Genomic DNA, 20,684 nt, shown 5'->3' on the forward strand with positions numbered 1-20,684 from the left:
TAGCCACGGAGACAAGCCCCCTCATGACCTCGCCCCAAGCCCTCAAAGAGACGATTTCCCACGGCCTGCTGTCGTTCCCGCTGACCGACTTCGACGCCCAGCTGAACTTCGCGCCCAAGCCCTACGCCGAGCGCCTGGAGTGGCTGATGCCCTACGGCGCCACCGCCCTGTTCGCCGCCGGCGGCACCGGCGAGTTCTTCTCGCTCGAGCCCAAGGAATACAGCGACGTCATCCGCGTCGCCGTCGAGACCTGCAAGGGCCGCATGCCCATCATCGCGGGCGCCGGCGGCCCCACCCGCGTCGCCATCCAGTACGCGCAGGAAGCCGAACGCCTCGGCGCCCAGGGCATCCTGCTGCTGCCGCACTACCTGACCGAAGCGTCGCAGGAAGGCCTCGTCGCCCACGTCCAGGCCGTGTGCCGCAGCGTCAAGTTCGGCGTCATCGTCTACAACCGCGGCGCCTGCCGCCTGACGCCCGAGTCGCTGCTCAAGCTCGCCGACACCTGCCCCAACCTGATCGGCTTCAAGGACGGCTTCGGCGACATCGAGTCCTTCGTCTCCATCCGCCAGACCCTCGGCGACCGCTTCAGCTACCTGGGCGGCCTGCCCACCGCCGAAGTCTTCGCCGGCGCCTACCGCGCCATGGGCTGCCCGGTGTATTCGTCCGCCGTCTTCAACTTCATCCCGAAGACCGCCATCGACTTCTACAACGCCCACGCCGCCGGCGACACCGCCACGACGGACCGCCTGATCAAGGAGTTCTTCCTGCCCTACATCGCCCTGCGCAACAAGGGCCACGGCTACGCGGTCTCCATCGTCAAGGCCGGCGCGACCCTGGTCGGCCACACCGCCGGTCCGGTGCGTCCGCCGCTGTCGGACCTCAAGCCCGCCGAAGTCGACGAGCTGGGCGCACTGATCTCCAGGCTCGGCCCGCAGTAAGCCCTGCGGCGCGCACCGACGCCGTGTCGGCGCGCGCCCAGGATCCCGACGCGAGCGCAGTCCAAGAAAGAGCAGTCCGCATGTTCAAGAACCTCATCAACGGCGAGTGGGTCGACGGCCCCCGCGCCTCCCGCAACATCAATCCGAGCGACACGCGCGACGTGGTCGGCGAATACGCCCAGGCCGACGTGACGCAGACCCGCGCCGCCATCGCCGCCGCGCGCAACGCCTTCGGCAAGTGGAGCCTGGCCACGCCGCAGCAGCGCTTCGACGTGCTGGACGCGGCCGGCGCCGAGATCCTCGCGCGCCGCGCCGAACTCGGCGACCTCCTCGCCCGCGAGGAAGGCAAGACGCTGCCCGAAGCCATCGGCGAAGTCGTGCGCGCCGGCAACATCTTCAAGTTCTTCGCCGGCGAGGCGCTGCGCGTCGGCGGCGAGGTCGTGCCGTCCGTGCGCCCCGGCGTCGGCGTCGAGATGACGCGCGAACCCATCGGCGTCGTCGGCCTGATCACGCCGTGGAACTTCCCCATCGCGATCCCCGCGTGGAAGATTGCGCCCGCCCTCGCCTTCGGCAACAGCGTCGTGCTCAAGCCGGCCGACCTGGTGCCCGGCTCGGCCTGGTCGATCGCCGACATCCTCCAGCGCGCGGGTCTGCCCGACGGCGTCTTCAACCTCGTCATGGGCCGCGGCGCCGAGGTCGGCGCCGAGCTGCTGGAGAACACCGGCGTCGACGCCATCAGCTTCACCGGCAGCGTCGCCACCGGCCAGCGCGTCGCGGCGGCCTGCGTCGCGCGCGGCGCCAAGTTCCAGCTGGAGATGGGCGGCAAGAATCCGTTCGTCGTGCTGGACGACGCGGACCTCGACGTCGCCGTCGCGGCCGCGATCAACAGCGGTTTCTTCTCGACCGGCCAGCGCTGCACCGCGTCCTCGCGCCTGATCGTCACCGAAGGCATCCACGACCGCTTCGTCGCCGCGATGGTCGAACGCATGAAGACGCTGAAGGTCGACGACGCCCGCAAGGCCGGCACCGACATCGGGCCGGTCGTCGACGAGCGCCAGCTCGCGCAAGACCTCGAGTACATCGCCATCGCCAAGGCGGAAGGCGCGACGCTCGCCGCCGGCGGCCAAGCGCAGGCCAGCAGCAGCGCGGGCGCGCCCGGCTTCTACCTGACGCCGGCGCTGTTCACCGAGACAGCGCCGTCCATGCGCATCAACCGCGAAGAGGTCTTCGGCCCGGTGGTCAGCGTGATCAAGGCCAGGAACTACGACGAAGCGCTGCACCTGGCCAACGACACGCCGTTCGGCCTGGCCACCGGCATCGCGACGACCTCGCTGAAACACGCGACGCACTTCAAGCGTCACGCGCAGGCCGGCATGGTGATGGTCAACCTGCCGACGGCGGGCGTCGACTATCACGTGCCCTTCGGCGGTCGCAAGTCGTCGAGCTACGGCCCGCGCGAACAGGGCCGCTACGCCGCCGAGTTCTACACGACGGTGAAGACGGCCTACACGCAGGCCTGAGTGCTCCCCTGATTCCAAGCCCGACCCCGGGCCTTTCCGACAGGCAAGCCGGCGCAGACCGGCCCTCGATACGATCCGGAGACAACATGCAGTTATCCCTCTCCTCCTCGGCCGCGACCGGCATCGGCCGCGCGCGCTTCGGCGTGCTGGCGATGATCTTCGCCGTGACCGTCCTGAACTACGCGGACCGCGCCACGGTCGGCGTCGCCGGCCCCGTCCTGTCCAAGGAACTGGGCATCGACGCGGTCCAGATGGGCTTCATCTTCTCGGCCTTCAGCTGGTCCTACGTGCTGGGTCAGCTGCCCGGCGGCTGGCTGCTCGACAAGTTCGGCGCCAAGCAGGTCTACGCGTGGAGCATCCTGCTGTGGTCGCTGTTCACGATGCTGCAGGGCAGCGTGCACCACATGGGCATGAACTCGATGCTGTTCGGCCTGCCGCTGGCGGTGTCGGCGCTGTTCCTGATGCGCCTGATGGTCGGCCTGGCCGAGTCGCCCTCCTTCCCCGCCAACGGCCGCATGGTCGCCGCCTGGTTCCCGGTGAAGGAACGCGGCACGGCGTCGGCGATCTTCAACTCCGCGCAGTACTTCGCCACCGTGCTGTTCGCGCCGATCATGGCGTGGATCGTGCACGCGATCGGCTGGTCCGAGGTCTTCTACTTCATGGGCGCGCTGGGCATCGTGATGAGCGTCGTGTGGATGCGCACGATGCACAACAGTCCGGCCGACCACCCGACCATCACGGCCGCGGAGCGCGAGCACATCGAGTCCGGCGGCGCGCTGCTGTCCGGCGACGGCAAGGCCAAGACCGCGTCGGGACCCAAGCTCGGCTACCTCAAGCAGCTGCTGGGCAACCGCATGCTGATGGGCGTCTACATCGCGCAGTACTGCGTGAACGTGCTGACCTATTTCTTCCTGACCTGGTTCCCGATCTACCTGGTCAAGGAGCGCGGGATGTCGCTGCTGAACGCCGGCATCGTCGCGGCGCTGCCCGCGATCTGCGGCTTCGCCGGCGGCGTGCTGGGCGGCGTGATCTCGGACTGGCTGCTGCGCCGCGGCCACTCGCTGACCTTCGCCCGCAAGCTGCCGATCGTGGTCGGCATGCTGCTGTCGACGTCGATGATCGCGTGCAACTACGTGGGCATCGAGGCCGTCGTCGTCGGCATCATGGCGCTGGCCTTCTTCGGCAAGGGCCTGGGCGCGCTGGGCTGGGCGGTGGTGTCGGACACTTCGCCCAAGGAGATCGCCGGCCTGTCGGGCGCGCTGTTCAACACCTTCGGCAATGTCGCCGGCATCGTGACGCCGATCGTGATCGGCTACATCGTGCAGACGACGAAGTCGTTCAACGGCGCGCTGGTGTTCGTCGGCGCCCACGCGCTGATCGCGGTGGCAAGCTATCTGCTCATCGTCGGCGAGATCAAGCGCGTCGAATTGAAGCCCGTCTGAACGTCCGGACGCGAGGGCGCCGAGCACCGCGCCCTCGCCCTTCCCCCATTTCCCCAGGTTGAATCGACCCAGGACACCGCCATGATCACCTCCCCGCTGACCATCCAGATCCACGAGGCCGACAACGTCGCCATCGTGGCCAACGACGGCGGACTGCCCGAGGGCACGGTGCTGGCCTCCGGGCTGGTGCTGCGCAACCACGTGCCGCAGGGCCACAAGGTCGCGCTGGTCGACCTGCCGGCCGACGCGGCGGTGCTGCGCTACAACGTGCCGATCGGCTACGCGCTGCAGGACATCCCGGCCGGCAGCTGGGTGCACGAGCGTCTGCTGCGCATGCCGCCGGCGCGCGAGCTCGAGGGCCTGCCGATGGCCACGGTGAAGGCGCCCGCGCAGGAACCGCTCGAGGGCTACACCTTCCAGGGCTACCGCAACGCGGACGGCTCGGTGGGCACGCGCAACATCCTGGCGATCACGCAGACGGTGCAATGCGTGTCGGGGGTGGTCGAGTTCGCGGTGGACCGCATCAAGCGCGAGCTGCTGCCGAAGTACCCGAACGTCGACGACGTCGTCGGCCTGGAGCACACCTACGGCTGCGGCGTCGCGATCGATGCGCCGGACGCGGTGATCCCGATCCGCACGGTGCGCAACATCAGCCTGAACCCCAACTTCGGCGGCGAGGTGATGGTCGTCAGCCTCGGCTGCGAGAAGCTGCAGCCCGAGCGGCTGATGCCACCGGGCGTGATCCCGATCGCGGATCAACGCGGTGAGTCCGCGACACCGGAGACGCTCGACGTCGTCTGCCTGCAGGACGCGAAGCACGTCGGCTTCATGTCGATGATCGATTCGGTGATGACGCAGGCGGCGGTCCATCTGGAGCGCCTCAACCAGCGTCGGCGCGTGACGGTGCCCGCGTCGGAGCTGGTGGTCGGCGTGCAGTGCGGCGGCAGCGATGCGTTCTCGGGCGTGACGGCGAATCCGACGGTGGGCTTCTGCGCCGACCTGCTGGTGCGCGCGGGCGCGACGGTGATGTTCAGCGAGAACACCGAGGTGCGCGACGGCATCGCGCAGCTGACCTCGCGCGCGAGCACGCCGGAAGTGGCCGAGGCGATGGTGCGCGAGATGGCCTGGTACGACGCGTATCTGGAGCGCGGCAGCGTCGACCGCAGCGCCAACACGACGCCGGGCAACAAGAAGGGCGGGCTGTCCAACATCGTCGAGAAGGCGATGGGCTCGATCGTGAAGAGCGGCAGCTCGGCCATCTCGGGCGTGCTGTCGCCGGGCAACAAGCTGACGCGCGAGCAGCGCGGGCTGATCTACGCGGCCACGCCGGCCAGCGACTTCATCTGCGGCACGCTGCAGTTGGCCGCGGGCATGAACCTGCACGTCTTCACGACGGGCCGCGGCACGCCCTACGGCCTGGCGGAATGCCCGGTGATCAAGGTCGCGACGCGCAGCGATCTGGCGCGCCGCTGGCACGACCTGATGGACATCAACGCCGGCCAGATCGCCGACGGCGAGAAGTCCATCCAGGAAATGGGCTGGGAGATGTTCCGGCTGATGCTCGATGTGGCCTCAGGCCGCAAGACCTGGGCGGAACAGCACAAGCTGCACAACGCGCTGGTGCTGTTCAATCCGGCGCCGGTGACCTGAGGGGCCGGCTCAGCGGCTCAACGGCTCAACGGCCCGCCGGCGTCTCTTCATCAGACGGCGGATCGGTCCACTGCACCGGCACCTCGCGCATGTCGGTGTCGTTGTAGACGGTGACCGTCGCCCAGTACGTCGACTTGCCGGCGACGTGGTTCATCGCGACGCGGGTGGTCTGGTAGCGATAGGTGTCCCCGAAACGCTCACGGGCCACCTGCTCCGCGTGTCGGGCCGACTCACCGTTCAGTCCCCATGCAACGCCGCCGGCCATCACCACGCAGAACAGGACGCCGATGACGGCAGGCACGCGCATGTCGCGCCGTTTCAGCCCGGCCGACTCGCGGGCCGCCAGCACTTCCGGACGCCCCAGGCGCGAGGCGACCCATCCCAGAAGCGCCAGTCCCGCCACGGTGAAGACCGTCAGACTCAGCATCGTCCACCACGGCATCAGCCTGATCTTCACGCGCGTGAGGTCCCATGGCGTGATCCAGGGCATGACCAGCGTCGCGGCAAGGGCGGCACTCAAGCTCAGGACGGCGATCCACCGCACGATGCCGGCCGACTTGAGGCTCCCCCTCATCAGCAACCAGCCGGCGACGACGGCGAAGACGTTCACCGATGACGAGTAGGCCTTGCCCATCACGATGCACGCCACCATCACCGCGATGTCCAGCAGACCCACGATGAACAGCACGCGGCCCGTCTTGAACAGGATGTCGCGCCAGGCTTGATCGCCGCCTTGCGTCGGCATGTCATCGTTGGCGGCCATCACCGGACCGCTCGTCGTCGTATCCATCTCTCGCTCCCTCGCCCCTCTGCCGGGTGCGGCGAAACGATATCACCGGTGAGCTGGCCGACCGCCACCGGCATGGCCGCGAGGACCTTCGGGGCCTCTCCTGCTCTTGTCGTGGCTACACTTCAGGTCCGCTGTTGGAAGGCCGGGGTCATCTCGGCTTTCCAGGAACGGGCACCTTAATGGCAGGCGATGGGACTCGAAAAATCATCAACCAAGTTAAGGCGTTTTCATGAAGAAGATCATTTCGCTGTTCCAGCGCAATTACGAAGGCAACCGCAAGGTCCGCGACGAAGTCACGCCCGACGCCCGATGGGTGCTCGACGGTGAAGGCCAGGCCACCCGCAAGTGGGACGGCCTGGCGGTGATGGTCAAGGACGGCGCGGTGTTCAAGCGGTACGACGCCAAGACCGGTCGGACGCCGCCCGCAGGGTTCATCCCGGCTCAGCCGGATCCGGACCCGGTGAGTGGCCACTGGCCGGGCTGGGTGGCGGCCGAGGGACCGGACTCGCGCTACATCCACGAGGCGGTGCAGGCGGCTGCCACGCGGTATCCGCGAGGCATTCCGGACGGCACCTACGAGGTCTGCGGACCGCGCATCGGCACCCGTCACGGCGCGAATCCGGAGAACCTCACCGAGCACGTGCTCATCCCGCACGGCGAGGATGTGCTGGCGGACGCTCCGCGGACCTTTGCCGGTCTCATGGCGTACCTGCGGGACAAGCCGATTGAAGGCATCGTGTGGCATCACGAAGATGGCCGCAGGGTGAAGATCAAGAAGGCGGATTTCCCGTTCTGATCCTGTCCTGATCGTGTGTTCAAGGAGGAGCCGAGGCTCCTCCTTTTTTATGCGCTGTCGGCCGCGCAGGAATGAGAGCCACTGCTCAGGGCACCATCGTCGCCTGCCTGAACGACACCGCCAGGATCTCCGCCAACTGGTCCAGCAGCTGTCCCGTGTCATCGTCCGGCAGCGGCTCATGCGCCGCGGCCTCCGCGCGGCTCGACCCGAGCAGCGCATGGAACGGCGTGCACCCCAGCGCGCCGATCGGCTGATGCTCCCCCAGGGAGCGATCCTGATACGGCGTGAACGGCCGCACCGTCAGGTCCACCATCGTGCCCAGCATCCGCTGCACGTTGCCGCGGTGATCGCGCTGCACCACCCGGCCACGCGACAGCACGCTGCGATAGCCGGAGCCGTTGCTGCGCAGGCGGAAGCGCTGCTCGTAGGTGTCGGTGAAGCCGTCGAAGTGCGCCCGCAAGGACAGCATCATCGGCTCGAGGTCCTCGGGATGGACGCGGCAGCGCCAGAACGCCGTGCTGTCGGGCTGGTCCGGATGCGGAAAGCCCAGGTGCTCCTTCCAGCGCGGCGAGTAATGCACCAGCTCCAGCGGCGGGTTCAAGTCCCAGACGCCGAAGGCGCCCTGCTCGACCGCCGTCCGCCAGTTCCTGACTTCGTCATGACGGATCCCCATGAAGAGGTATCTTGCGCGCCGCCCCAGAGACGGTCAACGCGCGTTCCCCCTGACGGCGGGGAAAGCAGCCGACACGCCACACCGACCATGAGAGGCTTGACAGCCTGGAGGCCTACCCCAGCGCCGTCACCAGTTCGGCGGCCGCCGTCAGCAAGGCCGTGTCCGATCGCATCGGCGGCGAAGGATCCACCGGCACCCACAAGGGCTGCTTGCGCCAGCCCAGGCGCCTCAGACGGAAGCCCGCCCGCACCAGCGCCGCGACCACGCGCGGCAACTCGCCGCGCAGCGCCGTCAGCACGTGGTCGTGCTCGGCCAGGACCGTCAGCGCCAGCGCCGCGCGCGTGCCCTGGAGCTGCAGGCCGACCGCCTCTGCGCGCCAGCGCAGCAGGAGACTCAGCGCGGGCTCCTCGCCTTGCGCGGATGCGGCCGGCGCGTGCAGCACGTCGTCATGGCGGGCGGACGATCCAGTGCCGGAAGGCCGTCCTGGCGGGTCGCCAGGGTCACGGCCCTCTCGCCGGACCCAATAGGAAATCGGCAGCAGCCACAGCGGCTCACCGCCTGGTCCCACGGGCATCTGGCCGTGCGCCAGCGCCAGGGTCCAGGCCGACACCAATCCGGCCGGCGTGCGCGCCGGCGGGGTCTCGACGATCGCGGTCAAGAGCTGCCGCCGCCATTGCGCCAGGTCCACCCGCAAGGCGGACAGCTGCCCCCAGGCGCTGGGCATCGCGCCGTCGCCATGCCCCCCGGCAGCGCCGGCGTTGGGGGAAGCCGCACCGACATTGGCGGGATCCCGGCGGCGCTCGATCACTTCGAGCTCCGTCCGCGGCACCACCGCCCGCACGCGCAGCAGCACCTGGTCGCCCGGCAGCAGGTCGTCCAGCGGCGGCTCGATCAGCGTCATGATCTCGCCGCTGTCGAGCGACTCCAACCGCCATCCGGATCCGCCACCATTGCGGTCGCCGCCGCCCGACAGACGCAGCACCGCGCCGGGCGTCAGTCCGCCGACATCGCGCAACGACGCCTGCAGCCGCCCGACGGCGCCGATGCCGCTCACGCCGCCGACCGCGCCGGCATTCGATGTCGATCCCGCCATGTGCCCCCGCCTCGCGCGGCCGTTCCGGCTGCCGTCGAAAAAAGAAAGGGCCGGACGTTGCCGTCCAGCCCTCGCGTCGATGTCGTCGGGCGCGCCGCGCGGCGCGCCCCGCGGTCATCAGCCCAGCAGCGACATGACCAGGCCGGACATGCTGTTGCTCTGCTTGAGCATCGCCGTGCCCGACTGCATCAGCATCTGCTTGGTCGTCATCGTCGACGATTCGGCGGCGTAGTCCGTGTCCATGATCCGGCCCTTGGCGGCGGCCGTGTTGGTGCTCATGTTCTGCAGGTTGTTGTAGACGTGGTCGAGGCGGTTGGCCGCGGCGCCGAAGGAGGCGCGCAGTTCACCGACCTTGTCGATCGCGCCGCCGATGGTCGTCAGCAGCGTGTTCGTCGTGGCCGACAGTTCGGTACCGGCAGCCGGCGTGGCGGCGTACTGCGTCGACACGGTGCCCAGCGCGGTCGTCAGGGCGGTCAGCTGCGTGCTGACGTCCACCGACATCGATTCGCCGGCCGAGGCGCCGATCTGGAAGCTCATCGCGGCCGACATCTTGCCCAGCGTGCCGTCGATGGTCGTGCCGTCCGAGAACAGCTGCGTGCCGCCGAAGGACGTGTTCTTGACGATGTTGGTCAATTCGGTGCCGAGCGCGTCGTACTCGCCCTGCATCGCGGTCTTGTCGGTCGCGGTCGAGGAGGCCGAGAAGGCTTCCGTGGCCAGGTCCTTCATGCGCAGCAGGATGTTGCTGACTTCGTTCAGCGCGCCTTCGCCGGTCTGCAGCATCGAGATGCCGTTCTGCGTGTTGCGCTGGGCCACGGCCATGCCGCGGGTCTGGGCATCCAGACGCGTGGCGATCTGCAGGCCGGCGGCATCGTCCATCGCGGAGTTGACGCGGAAGCCGGTCCCCAGACGGGTCATCGACGTGGCCAGGCTCTTCTGCGTCGAGCTCAGCGAGTTCTGGGTCGACAGGGCCGAGGCATTGGTGTGCAGGCTCAACATGGTGTTCGCTCCTTGAGAGTGTGGGCAAGCGCGGGGGCGCTTCGTTGATCGAAGGGCTTGAGCTGCCCTCCCACTCACAGGACGACCGGTCGGCGGGGCGACTTAAATGCGGTCCGAAAAAAACTTCGGCAGGCCAAGCGCGGGCACCTGGTCGAGTTCCGGGAAAACTTCGGGAGGCCTGGCGCGGGCACTCCACGGTGCAGGGGGCGCCCCTCCAGGGACCCCCAGCACCATTCCGGCCCCACAAGCGCCCGTTGACCTCGGGCCTTGGGAATGCGGTCAGCGGGCGTCGTACATGTGGCGGCGCGTCAACGGCACGGGGGCTGGGCCACCATCACGCTTGCTCGCCAGGATCTGGTACAGGCCCAGTTCGCCGGTCTCGAACTCCAGCGCGGAAGCCGCCATGTACAGGCGCCAGATCCGGTAATGCGCTTCGTCCACGTACTGCAGCGCCTGGTCGTGCCCCTCCTCCAGCTTCGCGACCCAGGCGCGCAGCGTCTTCGCGTAGTGCATGCGCAGCGCCTCGACGTCGTGGAGCTCGAACTGCTCCTGCTCCATCACCCGCATCACGTTGCTCGCCCGGTCCAGTTCGCCATCGGGGAACACGTAGCGGTTGATGAACTTCGACGACAAGGCCTGCCCCCACCCCTCCTCCTCATGGGTGATGCCATGGTTGAGGAACAGGCCCGCCGGCTTGAGCAGCCGGTTCACGCTCGCGAAATAGGTCGGCAGGTTCTTCAGCCCGACGTGTTCGAACATGCCGACGCTGGAGATCTTGTCGAACTGTCCTGTCATGTCGCGGTAATCGCACAGGCGGACCTCCACCTGCCCCTGCAGCCCGGCCGAGGCGATGCGCTCGCGGGCCAGCGCCAGCTGGCGTTCAGACAAGGTGATGCCGGTGGCCTTCACGCCGTAATGTCGCGCCGCATGCATCACCAGCGCGCCCCAGCCGCAACCGATGTCCAGCAGTTCCTCGCCCGGCTGCAGCCGCAGCTTGCGGCAGATGTGATCCAGCTTGGACCACTGGGCCTGGGCCAGCGCCGTGTCGTCGGTCTCGTAGTAGGCGCAGGAATAGACCATCGCCGGGTCCAGCCACAACGCATAGAAGTCGTTGGACAGGTCGTAATGGAAGGCGATCGCCGCCTTGTTCTCGGCGCGCGTGTGCCGGCGCACACCGCCCGAACGCAGCTCGGCGTCGGTCGCGGGCGGCGGCGGGGCCAGCAGCCGAACGGCCAGGCGCAGGCGGTCGCTCCAGGACAGCGTCAAGTCCGGCAGGTGGTCCTTGAGCTGGAGCGCGGCGAAGAAGTCGCCCTCGACATCGATCTGGCTGGTGAAGTAGGCCTCGGCGAACCGCAAGGGGTCGCGACCGAGCAGCAGGCGCCGCAACGCGGTGGGGTCGTTCAGCACCAGCGTGAACTCGGCCGGCTGCTGTGCTTGCCGGCCCAGCCGCGTCGACCAGTGCCCGAGCCGCAGCCCCATGCTGCCCGGGTAGGCGGAAAACAGCCGCTGCAGCAGCGTGAGCCCCGCCGGTGGCAGCGGCGGCGCGCCGGCCACCTCCGGGATCACCTCGGCCGCGCGGGGGGCGGCGCTGGCGGTGGGCGACAGCAGTTCCTGATCCATGGATTCCTCGTCCGGAAAGCTACGAAAGAATGTTGGTCGGAAGCGCCCCGGGGTCAGTTCTTGTCGGCCAGGGTGCCGGCGGCCTGGAAGTCTTCGGGCGATGTTAGCCAATGCCTCCCCCCTCGCCCGGACTGGGGACATTGATGCAAGCCGCATGCCCGCGCCCCTCCGGCGGGGGCCCCCGCGAGGGGTCGTTGCGCCCTCGCACAAGCTCGCCCGAAGGAGTCATCACAAGCCCGCCGCCCGAGGCCACAATCAGCCCCGACATCCCATCCCATCCGACCGAAGAGAAACCGTCCCGCCTCCTCGACGGCCAGGAGCGCGCCAGGACCCCCAAGCCAAGGAGTCAGCCATGCCCCATGCATTCGCCAACACCGTCGCCAGCTTCAAGACCGCGTTCGGCAAGAGCGGCAAGTACTACTCGCTGCCCAAGCTGGCCGAGCGCTTCCCCAACGTGAACCAGCTGCCGGTCTCGATCCGGCTGGTGCTCGAATCGGTGCTGCGCAACTGCGACGGCAAGCGCGTGACCGCGGAGCATGTCGAGCAGCTCGCCAACTGGCAGCCCAACGCGCCCCGCAACGAGGAGATCCCCTTCGTCGTCGCCCGCGTGGTGCTGCAGGACTTCACCGGCGTGCCGCTGCTGGCCGACCTGGCCGCGATGCGCAACGTCGCCAAGGCCCAGGGCAAGGATCCCAAGACGATCGAGCCGCTGGTGCCGGTCGACCTGGTCGTCGACCACTCGATCATGATCGACCACTTCGGCAGCCCAAAGGCGCTGGACCTGAACATGAAGCTGGAGTTCGAGCGCAACCGCGAGCGCTACGAGTTCATGAAGTGGGGCATGCAGGCCTTCGACACCTTCGGCGTCGTGCCGCCCGGCTTCGGCATCGTCCACCAGGTCAACCTCGAGTACCTGGCCCGCGGCGTGCACAAGACCGGCAGCGGCGCGGACACCGTCTACTACCCCGACACGCTGGTCGGCACCGACAGCCACACGACGATGATCAACGGCGTCGGCGTGGTGGGCTGGGGCGTCGGCGGCATCGAGGCCGAGGCCGGCATGCTCGGCCAGCCGGTCTACTTCCTGACGCCGGACGTCGTCGGCTTCGAGCTGTCGGGCCGCCTGCGCGAGGGCGTCACCGCCACCGACCTGGTGCTGACCGTGACCGAGATCCTGCGCAAGGCCAAGGTCGTGGGCAAGTTCGTCGAGTTCTTCGGCGAGGGCACCGCCTCGCTGACCGTCCCGGACCGCGCCACCATCGGCAACATGGCTCCCGAGTACGGCGCGACGATGGGCTTCTTCCCCGTCGACGAGCGCACCATCGACTACTTCAAGGGCACCGGCCGCACGGCCGACGAGATCGAGGCCTTCGAGAGCTACTTCCGCGCGCAGGGCCTGTTCGGCGTCCCCAAGGCGGGTGACATCCGCTTCAGTCAGGTGGTCTCGCTGGACCTGGGCACCGTGGTGCCGTCGCTGGCCGGCCCGAAGCGCCCGCAGGACCGCATCGTCATCACCGACCTGGCCAAGACCTTCGCCTCGCTGTTCACCAAGCCGGTCGCGGAGAACGGGTTCAACCAACCCGTCGACAAGCTGCCGAAGTCCTTCCCGCTCGGCGGCACGCAGAAGGGGCTGGACATCTTCAACGGCGACGTGCTGATCGCCGCGATCACCTCCTGCACCAACACGTCCAACCCGAGCGTGATGCTCGCCGCCGGCCTGCTGGCCAAGAAGGCGGTCGAGGCGGGCCTGAAGGTCCAGCCGCACATCAAGACCTCGCTGGCGCCGGGCTCGCGCATCGTCACCGAGTACCTGCAGAACGCCGGCCTGCTGCCCTACCTGGAGAAGCTGGGCTTCTCCGTGGCCGCCTACGGCTGCACGACCTGCATCGGCAACGCCGGCGACCTGACGCCCGAGATCAACGAGGCGATCACCGGCAACGACCTCGTCTGCGCCGCGGTGCTGTCGGGCAACCGCAACTTCGAGGCCCGCATCCACCCCAACATCAAGGCCAACTTCCTGGCCAGCCCGCCGCTGGTGGTCGCGTATGCCATCGCCGGCAACGTGACGCGCGACCTGATGACCGAGCCGGTCGGTCTGGGCACGGGCGGCAAGCCGGTCTACCTGGGCGACATCTGGCCGACCAGCGACGAGATCCACGCGCTGCTCAAGCTGGCGCTCAACCCCGACGCCTTCCGCTCCAACTACGGCAAGGTCAAGTCGGAGCCCGGCAAGCTGTGGGAAAAGATCAAGGGCAGCACCGGCCAGGTCTACGGCTGGCCCAAGAGCACCTACATCGCTCAGCCGCCCTTCTTCGGCAAGTTCACGCAGATCCCCGAGGCACAGGAAGTCGGCGTCAAGGGCGCGCGGATCATGGCGCTGTTCGGCGACTCGATCACCACCGACCACATCTCCCCGGCCGGCTCGATCAAGGAGGTCTCGCCCGCGGGCGCCTACCTCAAGGCGCAGGGCGTGCTCAAGGCCGACTTCAACAGCTATGGCTCGCGCCGCGGCAACCATGAAGTCATGATGCGCGGCACCTTCGCCAACGTCCGGATCAAGAACCTGATGATCCCGGCCAAGCTCGACGGCGCGCGCGAGGAAGGCGGCCTGACGCTGTTCCAGCCGGGCGGCGAGAAGATGTTCATCTACGACGCCGCGATGCGCTACATCGCCGCCGGTACGCCGACGGTGATCTTCGCCGGCGAGGAGTACGGCACCGGCTCCAGCCGCGACTGGGCGGCCAAGGGCACGCAGCTGCTGGGCATCGGCGCGGTCGTGGCCAAGAGCTTCGAGCGCATCCACCGCTCCAACCTGGTCGGCATGGGCGTGCTGCCGCTGCAGTTCCGCCCGGGCGACTCCTGGGAATCGCTGGGCCTGAAGGGCGACGAGATCATCGACATCCAGCTCGGCGACGAGATCAAGCCGCAGTCCGAGGCGACGCTGGTGATCCGCGCGGCCGACGGCGTCGCGCCGGAGCGCCGCGTCCCGCTGATCCTGCGCATCGACACGCCGATCGAGGTCGAGTACTACCGCCACGGCGGCATCCTGCCCTACGTGCTGCGCCAACTGCTGGCCGCGTGATCGGGCGACCACGGGACCCATCGATCCGCCACTGAAAAGAACGTGGGGCCGCTGTCGACGGTGTCGAAAGCGGTGCCCGCCGAACGTCATGAGGGTGAGACGCGCCATTCATTCAATGGTTCGTCCACCCTCTTTCATTTTCAGGACTGCATCAGGAGACCGACATGCGATTCATGGTCATCGTCAAGGCGGACGAGCACAGCGAAGCGGGCGAGATGCCCAGCACCGAACTGCTCACCGCGATGTTCACGTACAACGAGGAACTGGTGAAGGCCGGCGTGATGCTGGCCGGTGAAGGGCTGCAACCGACGAGCAAGGGCGCGCGGGTGCGTTTCTCCGGCAAGGAGCGCAAGGTCGTCGACGGCCCCTTCGCTGAAACGAAGGAACTGGTTGCCGGTTACTGGATCTGGCAATGCGCCTCCTTGCAGGAGGCGATCGAGTGGGTCAAGAAGTGCCCCAACCCGCAGATGACCGACTCGGACATCGAGATCCGGCAGATCTTCGAAGCCGAAGATTTCGGCGAGGCCCTCACGCCCGAATTGCGCGAGCAGGAAGAGCGCCTGCGCGCCGAGATCCAGCAGCAATAGAGGCAAAAGCAAAGCCCCACCCCGCACATCACGACCTCAGAACCGAGGTCGTCAACTGCTGCGAGTGGGGCCGGAATGAGGCTGGGGGTTCCCGGAGGGATGCCCCCTGCCTCGTGGAGAGCCCGCGCTTGGCGAAGCGCAGTTGGGCGGTCCCCCGACTCGCCCCGCTCCCGCCATCAACGACCCATCACTTCGTCGTCGGCGGCGTCGTCGTCGTCGTGGTCGTGGTCGCGGGCTTCTTCGCCGCCGGCTTGGCGGCCGGCTTGGCGGCCGGCTTCGGAGCCGCCTTCGCGGGCGTGGCGGCCTGGTCGACTTCCTTGGACGCCGCGGTCGAACCGCCCTGCACGCCCAGGCGGCCGCCGGTGCCCAGACCGCCCTTGACCTGCTGCGCCTTGTAGTTGCGCAGCGCCTTGACCATCTGGTTGTACGAGTCCGCGAACGCGGTCACGATGACCTTGCCCTGCGGCGTCTTGCCGTAGGCGCCGCCGGCGATCGCGGCATTGCCGAAGAAGCTCGCACCGCCGAAGCCGAAGTCGAAGTTCTTGGCCGTGCCTTCCGCGGCCGAGATCTGCACGCCGGAGCGGTTGTCCACCAGCAGCAGCGTCGTGGATGCCTCGTTGGTGCTGACGTTGGCGGCCACCGCGGTGAGCAGGCCGATCGCGCCGGTCCCGATGCCGCCGCCACCGCCGCCGGTCTTGCCGGAGAACTGGATCTCGGGGCTCATCGTGTAGTCGGCGGCGACCATCTGGCCCTGGCCGAAGTTGCTGCCCGAGCGGACTTCGCCGGATTGCATCAGCGCGCGCTCACGTTCCATGTTGGCGAAGGCGCGGCCGCGTTCCACGATCACGAAGCAGTTGGACTGCTGGACCATCAGGCGCAGCACCGGCGTGGTCGAACCCAGCTGGCGGTCGCGCAGCTGCGACCACCACGGGGCGTTGGTGTCTTCGAAGATGGCCAGCGTGCCCAGCGTCTCGTCGCAATGCTCGAGCTTGCTGTTCTGGTTCTCGGCGGTCGCGCCGCCGGCGGCGCCGGAGACGGTGCCCTTGTTCTCGCCCATCGTCGGCGCGGTGGCCAGGCAACCGGCCAGCAGCAGCGGGGACAGCATCAGGGCGGACTTCAGCACGAGGCTGGACGACGAAACAAGACGGGAAGTGGCAAGCATGGAATCCTCCAGGTTTTCTAGCGACGTCCGGGACGACGTCTCACAACGAGCAACAAGAACGAGCAACAAGAACGAGAGACAACGAGCAACTGCGAGCGACTGCTGGCGACGACAAGGACGCGGGCAACGGACGCGATGCCCCGCCCGGACCCGACCGGACGGAGCCGGGAACTCAGGGATCAATCGAGGGGCGTGGCCGGCGCGACGCCGTAATAGCCGCCGACCGGCTGGCCGTGCGGATTGCCGATCCAGATGCTGGTACCGAACACGTCGCTGCACCCGCCCCAGGCGATCTCGAACGCGCGCGCCTCTTCATTGCGGGTCTGCGCGTAGACCGACACGGTGCTGTCGGACGGGCCGATCGTGTAGCAGACCCGCGCCCAGACCGGGCGCGGCGAGGACGAGACGACCGAGGCCGCGCCTTCGGCATCGCCGTCGGAGGCCTTGGCCACCCACTTCGTCCCGCGGGACGGTCCCGGGTTGTAGCTGAACACGTAAGGCACCTGGGCGACCGCCGCGAGCGAGGCGGCAAGCAATCCAGCAACCATCAGGCCTCTGGCCAACATTCGTTTCCCCTTGCGCGAGTGGTTCGAAATCAGACGGATTTCAAAGGAATGTTGCGGATTGTCAGCCGCCTCCCGGCGAAAAAGCGAGGCCCCCATCGTGGTGGTATGCCCGGGGCCCACGTTGATGGGATGGCGGATTCGAGAATTCCGCCACGCCCATGTTCCACAGGCCGCACGGAGGTCTTTCGACGGACACCGCACGGCAACGCCTGCCCCCGGCGAAGCGAGCAACGGCGCGGGCTGGCGGGGTGAGGCGCGAGGGCCGATGGCCACGGGGCAAAGTCGGCGGCGGCCATCGCGGGGGCCGTGTCCCGCACGCGGCCAGGGCGGCGGCGGGGACTTTCGTTCAGGCGCCGCGCGGGCGCATCTCGCCGTCGCGATGACTTAGGTCATCTGGTGTTGTAGGGATGGCGAATGCGGGGACATCGACTATGGGTCGACCTCGCGAGCGCGACCCCGCCGACCGTGCCGGCTATGCGTCGAGGTCCAGGCCCCGCTCCTGCGCGAACAGCTTCAGCGCCGGCATCAGCGCGCCGATCTTCTCGGCGACGGCGTCGCGGACGGTATCCACCATCACCTGCGTCTGGCGCTCGATCTCGATGTGCAGCGGCGCCCCCTCGCCTTTGTCGGCGAAGGTGGTCATGCGCAGCGTCTCGGGGATGAGCCAGACCTCGAACCAGCCCGAGCCATCGGCGTTGCGGCCGGCCTCGGCCACCGTCAGGCTGGCGCCGTTCACCGCGATGTAGCCCTTGGCGAAGATGTAGCGCATCCACGGCGCCGGCACGGCAATGCGGATCACGTGGTTGTTGGCGGGGCGGCGGATCGACTCGACCTTCGCCATGAAGTCGACGTGGCCCGACAGCGGATGGCCGCCGATCTCGGCGCCCTCCTTGGCGGCGCGCTCGACGTTGAGCCGGCCGCCGACGCCCAGTTGTCCCAGCGCCGTGAGGTTCAGGCTCTGGAGCATCACGTCGAAGTCGGCCTCATGGTCACCCTTCAGGGCGGTGACGGTCAGGCAGACCCCGTCGCAGGCGACGGACGCGCCGATCTCCAGGTCCTGGCAGAAGCCCTCGGGAAAGTCGAGCGTGAAGCTGCGCAGTCCTTCCCTGTCGGTGATGGCGGCGACCTGCGCGATGCCTTGAACGATGCCGGTGAACATGGCGGACCTCCGATCAGCGTTTCGCCGCTTTCGCCGCTTCAGCAGCGTGCGACGCGAACAGCTCGGGCGAGAAGCCCAGGCTCAGCCGGCCTTCCTCCCATTCGACGACGGGGCGCTTGATCACGCTCGGCTGCTCGACCATCAGCGCGGCGGCGCTGGTCGCATCCGTCACGCCGGCCTTGGCGCCGTCGTCCAGCTTGCGCCAGGTGGTGCCGGCGCGGTTCAGCACCTTGTCCCAGCCGAGCTCGGCCATCCACTGCGGCAGCTTCGTCGCGGGCACGCCCTGCTTCTTGTAGTCGTGGAACTGGTACGCGAGGCCCTGCTCGTCGAGCCAGGCGCGGGCGCGCTTGACGGTGTCGCAGTTGGGGATGCCGTAGAGGGTGATCATGGGAACGAGGGGGGCGCCGACGGGCGTGGAACGAAGGCGGCACGCTACCATGAAGCGGATGATCCCCTGGCTCGACGATGACTCTCTGGACTTCCCGCCGACCCGCCGCGCGCTGGGGCCGCGCAGCGATGCGCCGGGGCTGCTCGCGGCCGGCGGCGACCTGAGGCCCGCCCGCCTGCGCGCGGCCTACGCCCGGGGGATCTTCCCCTGGTATGGGGAAGGCCAGCCCATCCTGTGGTGGACCACCGACCCGCGCATGGTCCTGCGGACGGAGGATTTCAAGCTCTCGCGCTCGCTGCGCAAGACGGTGGCGAAGTTCATCCGCACGCCGGGCTGCGAGATCCGCGTCGACCACGCGGCCGAGACCGTGCTCAAGGCCTGCGCCAGCACCTCGCGCGACGGCCAGGACGGCACCTGGATCGTGCCGGAGATGCAGCAGGCCTACCTGCAGCTGGCGCGCGAAGGCACGGTGCATTCGGTCGAGACCTGGGTGGACGGCGAACTGGCCGGCGGCCTGTACGGCGTCAACCTCGGCCGGATGTTCTTCGGCGAATCTATGTTCATGCGCAGGACCGACGCGTCCAAGATCGCCCTTGCGGCGCTGATCTGCCTGTGCCGGGAATTCGACATCCCCTGGATCGACTGCCAGCAGCAGACGGCGCATCTCGCCTCGCTGGGCGCGGCGCCGGTCGCCCGCGACGCGTTCGAGGCGCACCTCGCCGCGCACGCCGGCCTGCCTGCGCCCGGGGATTGGTCCTATCATCCGCGCCTGTGGGCCCACCTGGGCCTGAGCGACTCTTTGAGCGACTCCCAGAACGACCCGCCCTGAGCCACCAAGCCCCCGAGCCCCAGAGCCCGTGACGCACCCCAAGGAACTCCCGCTGGCCGAGCTGCAGTTCTACGCGACTGCGCCCTACCCCTGCAGCTACCTCAGCGACCGCCAGGCGCGCTCGCAGGTCGCCACGCCGAGCCATCTGATCCACGCCGACGCGTATTCGAGCCTGGTCGCCGCCGGCTTCCGGCGCAGCGGCATGTTCACTTACCGTCCCTACTGCGACGGCTGCAAGGCCTGCGTGCCGATGCGCATCCCGGTGGCGGACTTCCAGCCCAACCGCAGCCAGCGCCGCGCCTGGACGCAGCACCAGGCGCTGCAGGCCCGCGTCATGCGGCTGGGCTACAGCGACGAGCACTACCAGCTCTACCTGCGCTACCAGGCCGGCCGTCACAGCGGCGGCGGCATGGACCACGACAGCGTCGACCAGTACACGCAGTTCCTGCTGCAGAGCCGGGTGAACTCGCGGCTGGTGGAGTTCCGCGAGCCCGACGGCGCGCTGAAGATGGTCTCCATCCTGGACATCCTGGGCGACGGGCTGTCGGCGGTCTACACCTTCTACGAGCCCGAGCCCAACGTCAGCTACGGCACCTACAACGTGCTGTGGCAGCTGCGCCAGACCCGCGACCTGAGCCTGCCCCACCTCTACCTGGGCTACTGGATCGCGCAGAGCGACAAGATGGCCTACAAGGCCCGCTTCCTGCCGCACGAGTTGCTGCGCGACGGGTTGTGGTCGCGCGTCGAGCGCTGAGTTCCGACGCTGTCGCGCCTCCCCGGCGCGGCCCCCTTGTCGCCCCTTTGCCTCCCCTTTTCCTCCCCTTGCAGCCGGTCGGGAGACCGCGTGTGGCAAGAATTGGTCCCACACTGGTTTTTCCTGTCGACCTCTCCGGTCGTACCGGTTTTCCCTTTGATTTGCATCAATTGACGTCCATACACGTCATTGACGACACCATTACGACACGTTACGCAGGTCCTGCGGGTTAACCTGAATGATTCGAGCGCTAGTGGTATCTACATTGCATACCACTATGAGATCAGCAGCGGTATTGGTCTCCTAGACGCCGCGGTTGCAAACCGCACGCCGTCCGCCGGGATCAGCCCGCGGACCGCACGTCGACAAGCCAGGGAGTGACTGCCATGTCTGCACGCGCCTTTTTCCGTACCGCCGACCGCGCCGCCGGCCCCGTGCCGGCCGCGGCACCGCTGATCCGCCCCGCTGCCCCCGAGTGGCCGGCCTGACCACCGTCTGAGGCCGGTCCCCGGCGGCCGAGCCCGAGCGGCCGCCGCCTTCGCCGGTTGAACCGACCGGCGCTTTTTCTTCCCGAGCCCTGACCGTTTCCGCCGCGCTGCGTCCGCAGTCGCCCGGTGCGGCGGCGCTCATCCCTGCAGT

At 68.3% G+C, this 20,684-nt stretch carries 18 protein-coding genes; 9 read left to right on the forward strand and 9 right to left on the reverse strand.

Annotated features, from left to right (window positions below; genetic code table 11):
- Window positions 1–23 precede the first annotated feature (23 nt).
- The 4 genes from kdgD to garD all read left to right on the forward strand — a co-directional run bounded on the left by kdgD (window position 24) and on the right by garD (window position 5,550).
- On the forward strand, window positions 24–938 hold the full coding sequence (gene kdgD / locus ACQ4L4_RS12435; RefSeq protein WP_431104525.1) for a 5-dehydro-4-deoxyglucarate dehydratase: 915 nt from the start codon (window positions 24–26) through the stop codon (window positions 936–938).
- An 80-nt stretch (window positions 939–1,018) separates the two neighbouring features.
- Window positions 1,019–2,458, forward strand: coding sequence for an aldehyde dehydrogenase family protein (locus tag ACQ4L4_RS12440; RefSeq protein ID WP_431104526.1), 1,440 nt, complete (start codon window positions 1,019–1,021; stop codon window positions 2,456–2,458).
- Window positions 2,459–2,544: 86 nt separating this feature from the next.
- Complete coding sequence (locus ACQ4L4_RS12445) at window positions 2,545–3,900, forward strand: MFS transporter (RefSeq protein ID WP_431104527.1); 1,356 nt, start codon at window positions 2,545–2,547, stop codon at window positions 3,898–3,900.
- An 81-nt stretch (window positions 3,901–3,981) separates the two neighbouring features.
- Complete coding sequence (gene garD / locus ACQ4L4_RS12450; protein WP_431104528.1) at window positions 3,982–5,550, forward strand: galactarate dehydratase; 1,569 nt, start codon at window positions 3,982–3,984, stop codon at window positions 5,548–5,550.
- Between the two features lie 25 nt (window positions 5,551–5,575).
- Here the strand turns inward: garD and ACQ4L4_RS12455 are convergent, their stop codons facing one another.
- Window positions 5,576–6,340 (reverse strand): hypothetical protein, encoded by a 765-nt coding sequence (locus ACQ4L4_RS12455; protein ID WP_431104529.1) that lies wholly within the window; start codon window positions 6,338–6,340, stop codon window positions 5,576–5,578.
- A gap of 229 nt (window positions 6,341–6,569) precedes the next feature.
- Between ACQ4L4_RS12455 and ACQ4L4_RS12460 the strand changes: the two genes are divergently transcribed.
- Window positions 6,570–7,136, forward strand: coding sequence for a hypothetical protein (locus tag ACQ4L4_RS12460; RefSeq protein WP_431104530.1), 567 nt, complete (start codon window positions 6,570–6,572; stop codon window positions 7,134–7,136).
- 85 nt (window positions 7,137–7,221) lie between these two features.
- Here ACQ4L4_RS12460 and ACQ4L4_RS12465 read toward each other — a convergent pair whose 3' ends face one another.
- From ACQ4L4_RS12465 to ACQ4L4_RS12480, 4 genes are all read right to left on the reverse strand, one after another.
- On the reverse strand, window positions 7,222–7,809 hold the full coding sequence (locus ACQ4L4_RS12465; protein WP_431104531.1) for a PAS domain-containing protein: 588 nt from the start codon (window positions 7,807–7,809) through the stop codon (window positions 7,222–7,224).
- A gap of 112 nt (window positions 7,810–7,921) precedes the next feature.
- Complete coding sequence (locus tag ACQ4L4_RS12470; protein ID WP_431104532.1) at window positions 7,922–8,902, reverse strand: hypothetical protein; 981 nt, start codon at window positions 8,900–8,902, stop codon at window positions 7,922–7,924.
- Window positions 8,903–9,019: 117 nt separating this feature from the next.
- Complete coding sequence (locus ACQ4L4_RS12475) at window positions 9,020–9,898, reverse strand: flagellin (RefSeq protein ID WP_431104533.1); 879 nt, start codon at window positions 9,896–9,898, stop codon at window positions 9,020–9,022.
- 279 nt (window positions 9,899–10,177) lie between these two features.
- A complete protein-coding gene (locus ACQ4L4_RS12480) occupies window positions 10,178–11,518 on the reverse strand; it encodes a class I SAM-dependent methyltransferase (RefSeq protein ID WP_431104534.1) in 1,341 nt (446 codons plus the stop codon).
- A gap of 352 nt (window positions 11,519–11,870) precedes the next feature.
- Between ACQ4L4_RS12480 and acnA the strand changes: the two genes are divergently transcribed.
- Both acnA and ACQ4L4_RS12490 read left to right on the forward strand, forming a co-directional pair.
- Window positions 11,871–14,600 carry an aconitate hydratase AcnA gene (gene acnA, locus ACQ4L4_RS12485; RefSeq protein WP_431104535.1) on the forward strand — a complete coding sequence of 910 codons (2,730 nt, stop codon included), beginning with the start codon at window positions 11,871–11,873 and terminating at the stop codon, window positions 14,598–14,600.
- 164 nt (window positions 14,601–14,764) lie between these two features.
- The gene (locus tag ACQ4L4_RS12490) at window positions 14,765–15,187 is read left to right on the forward strand and encodes a YciI family protein (protein WP_431104536.1); all 423 of its coding nucleotides are present in this window, start codon (window positions 14,765–14,767) and stop codon (window positions 15,185–15,187) included.
- A 187-nt stretch (window positions 15,188–15,374) separates the two neighbouring features.
- Here the strand turns inward: ACQ4L4_RS12490 and ACQ4L4_RS12495 are convergent, their stop codons facing one another.
- From ACQ4L4_RS12495 to ACQ4L4_RS12510, 4 genes are all read right to left on the reverse strand, one after another.
- Window positions 15,375–16,349 carry a CsgG/HfaB family protein gene (locus tag ACQ4L4_RS12495; RefSeq protein ID WP_431104537.1) on the reverse strand — a complete coding sequence of 325 codons (975 nt, stop codon included), beginning with the start codon at window positions 16,347–16,349 and terminating at the stop codon, window positions 15,375–15,377.
- Between the two features lie 179 nt (window positions 16,350–16,528).
- Window positions 16,529–16,915, reverse strand: coding sequence for a hypothetical protein (locus ACQ4L4_RS12500; RefSeq protein WP_431104538.1), 387 nt, complete (start codon window positions 16,913–16,915; stop codon window positions 16,529–16,531).
- Between the two features lie 472 nt (window positions 16,916–17,387).
- Window positions 17,388–18,074: a riboflavin synthase subunit alpha gene (locus ACQ4L4_RS12505; protein ID WP_377153146.1), complete on the reverse strand. Its 687-nt coding sequence runs from the start codon at window positions 18,072–18,074 to the stop codon at window positions 17,388–17,390.
- Window positions 18,075–18,087: 13 nt separating this feature from the next.
- Window positions 18,088–18,462, reverse strand: coding sequence for an ArsC family reductase (locus ACQ4L4_RS12510; RefSeq protein ID WP_431104539.1), 375 nt, complete (start codon window positions 18,460–18,462; stop codon window positions 18,088–18,090).
- A gap of 58 nt (window positions 18,463–18,520) precedes the next feature.
- Between ACQ4L4_RS12510 and aat the strand changes: the two genes are divergently transcribed.
- Both aat and ACQ4L4_RS12520 read left to right on the forward strand, forming a co-directional pair.
- Window positions 18,521–19,291 (forward strand): leucyl/phenylalanyl-tRNA--protein transferase, encoded by a 771-nt coding sequence (gene aat / locus ACQ4L4_RS12515; RefSeq protein WP_431104931.1) that lies wholly within the window; start codon window positions 18,521–18,523, stop codon window positions 19,289–19,291.
- A gap of 28 nt (window positions 19,292–19,319) precedes the next feature.
- A complete protein-coding gene (locus ACQ4L4_RS12520) occupies window positions 19,320–20,045 on the forward strand; it encodes an arginyltransferase (RefSeq protein ID WP_377153142.1) in 726 nt (241 codons plus the stop codon).
- Window positions 20,046–20,684 lie beyond the last annotated feature (639 nt).

This window comes from Roseateles noduli, from assembly GCF_050626985.1.
GTDB classification, from domain to species: Bacteria; Pseudomonadota; Gammaproteobacteria; order Burkholderiales; family Burkholderiaceae_C; genus Roseateles; species Roseateles noduli_A.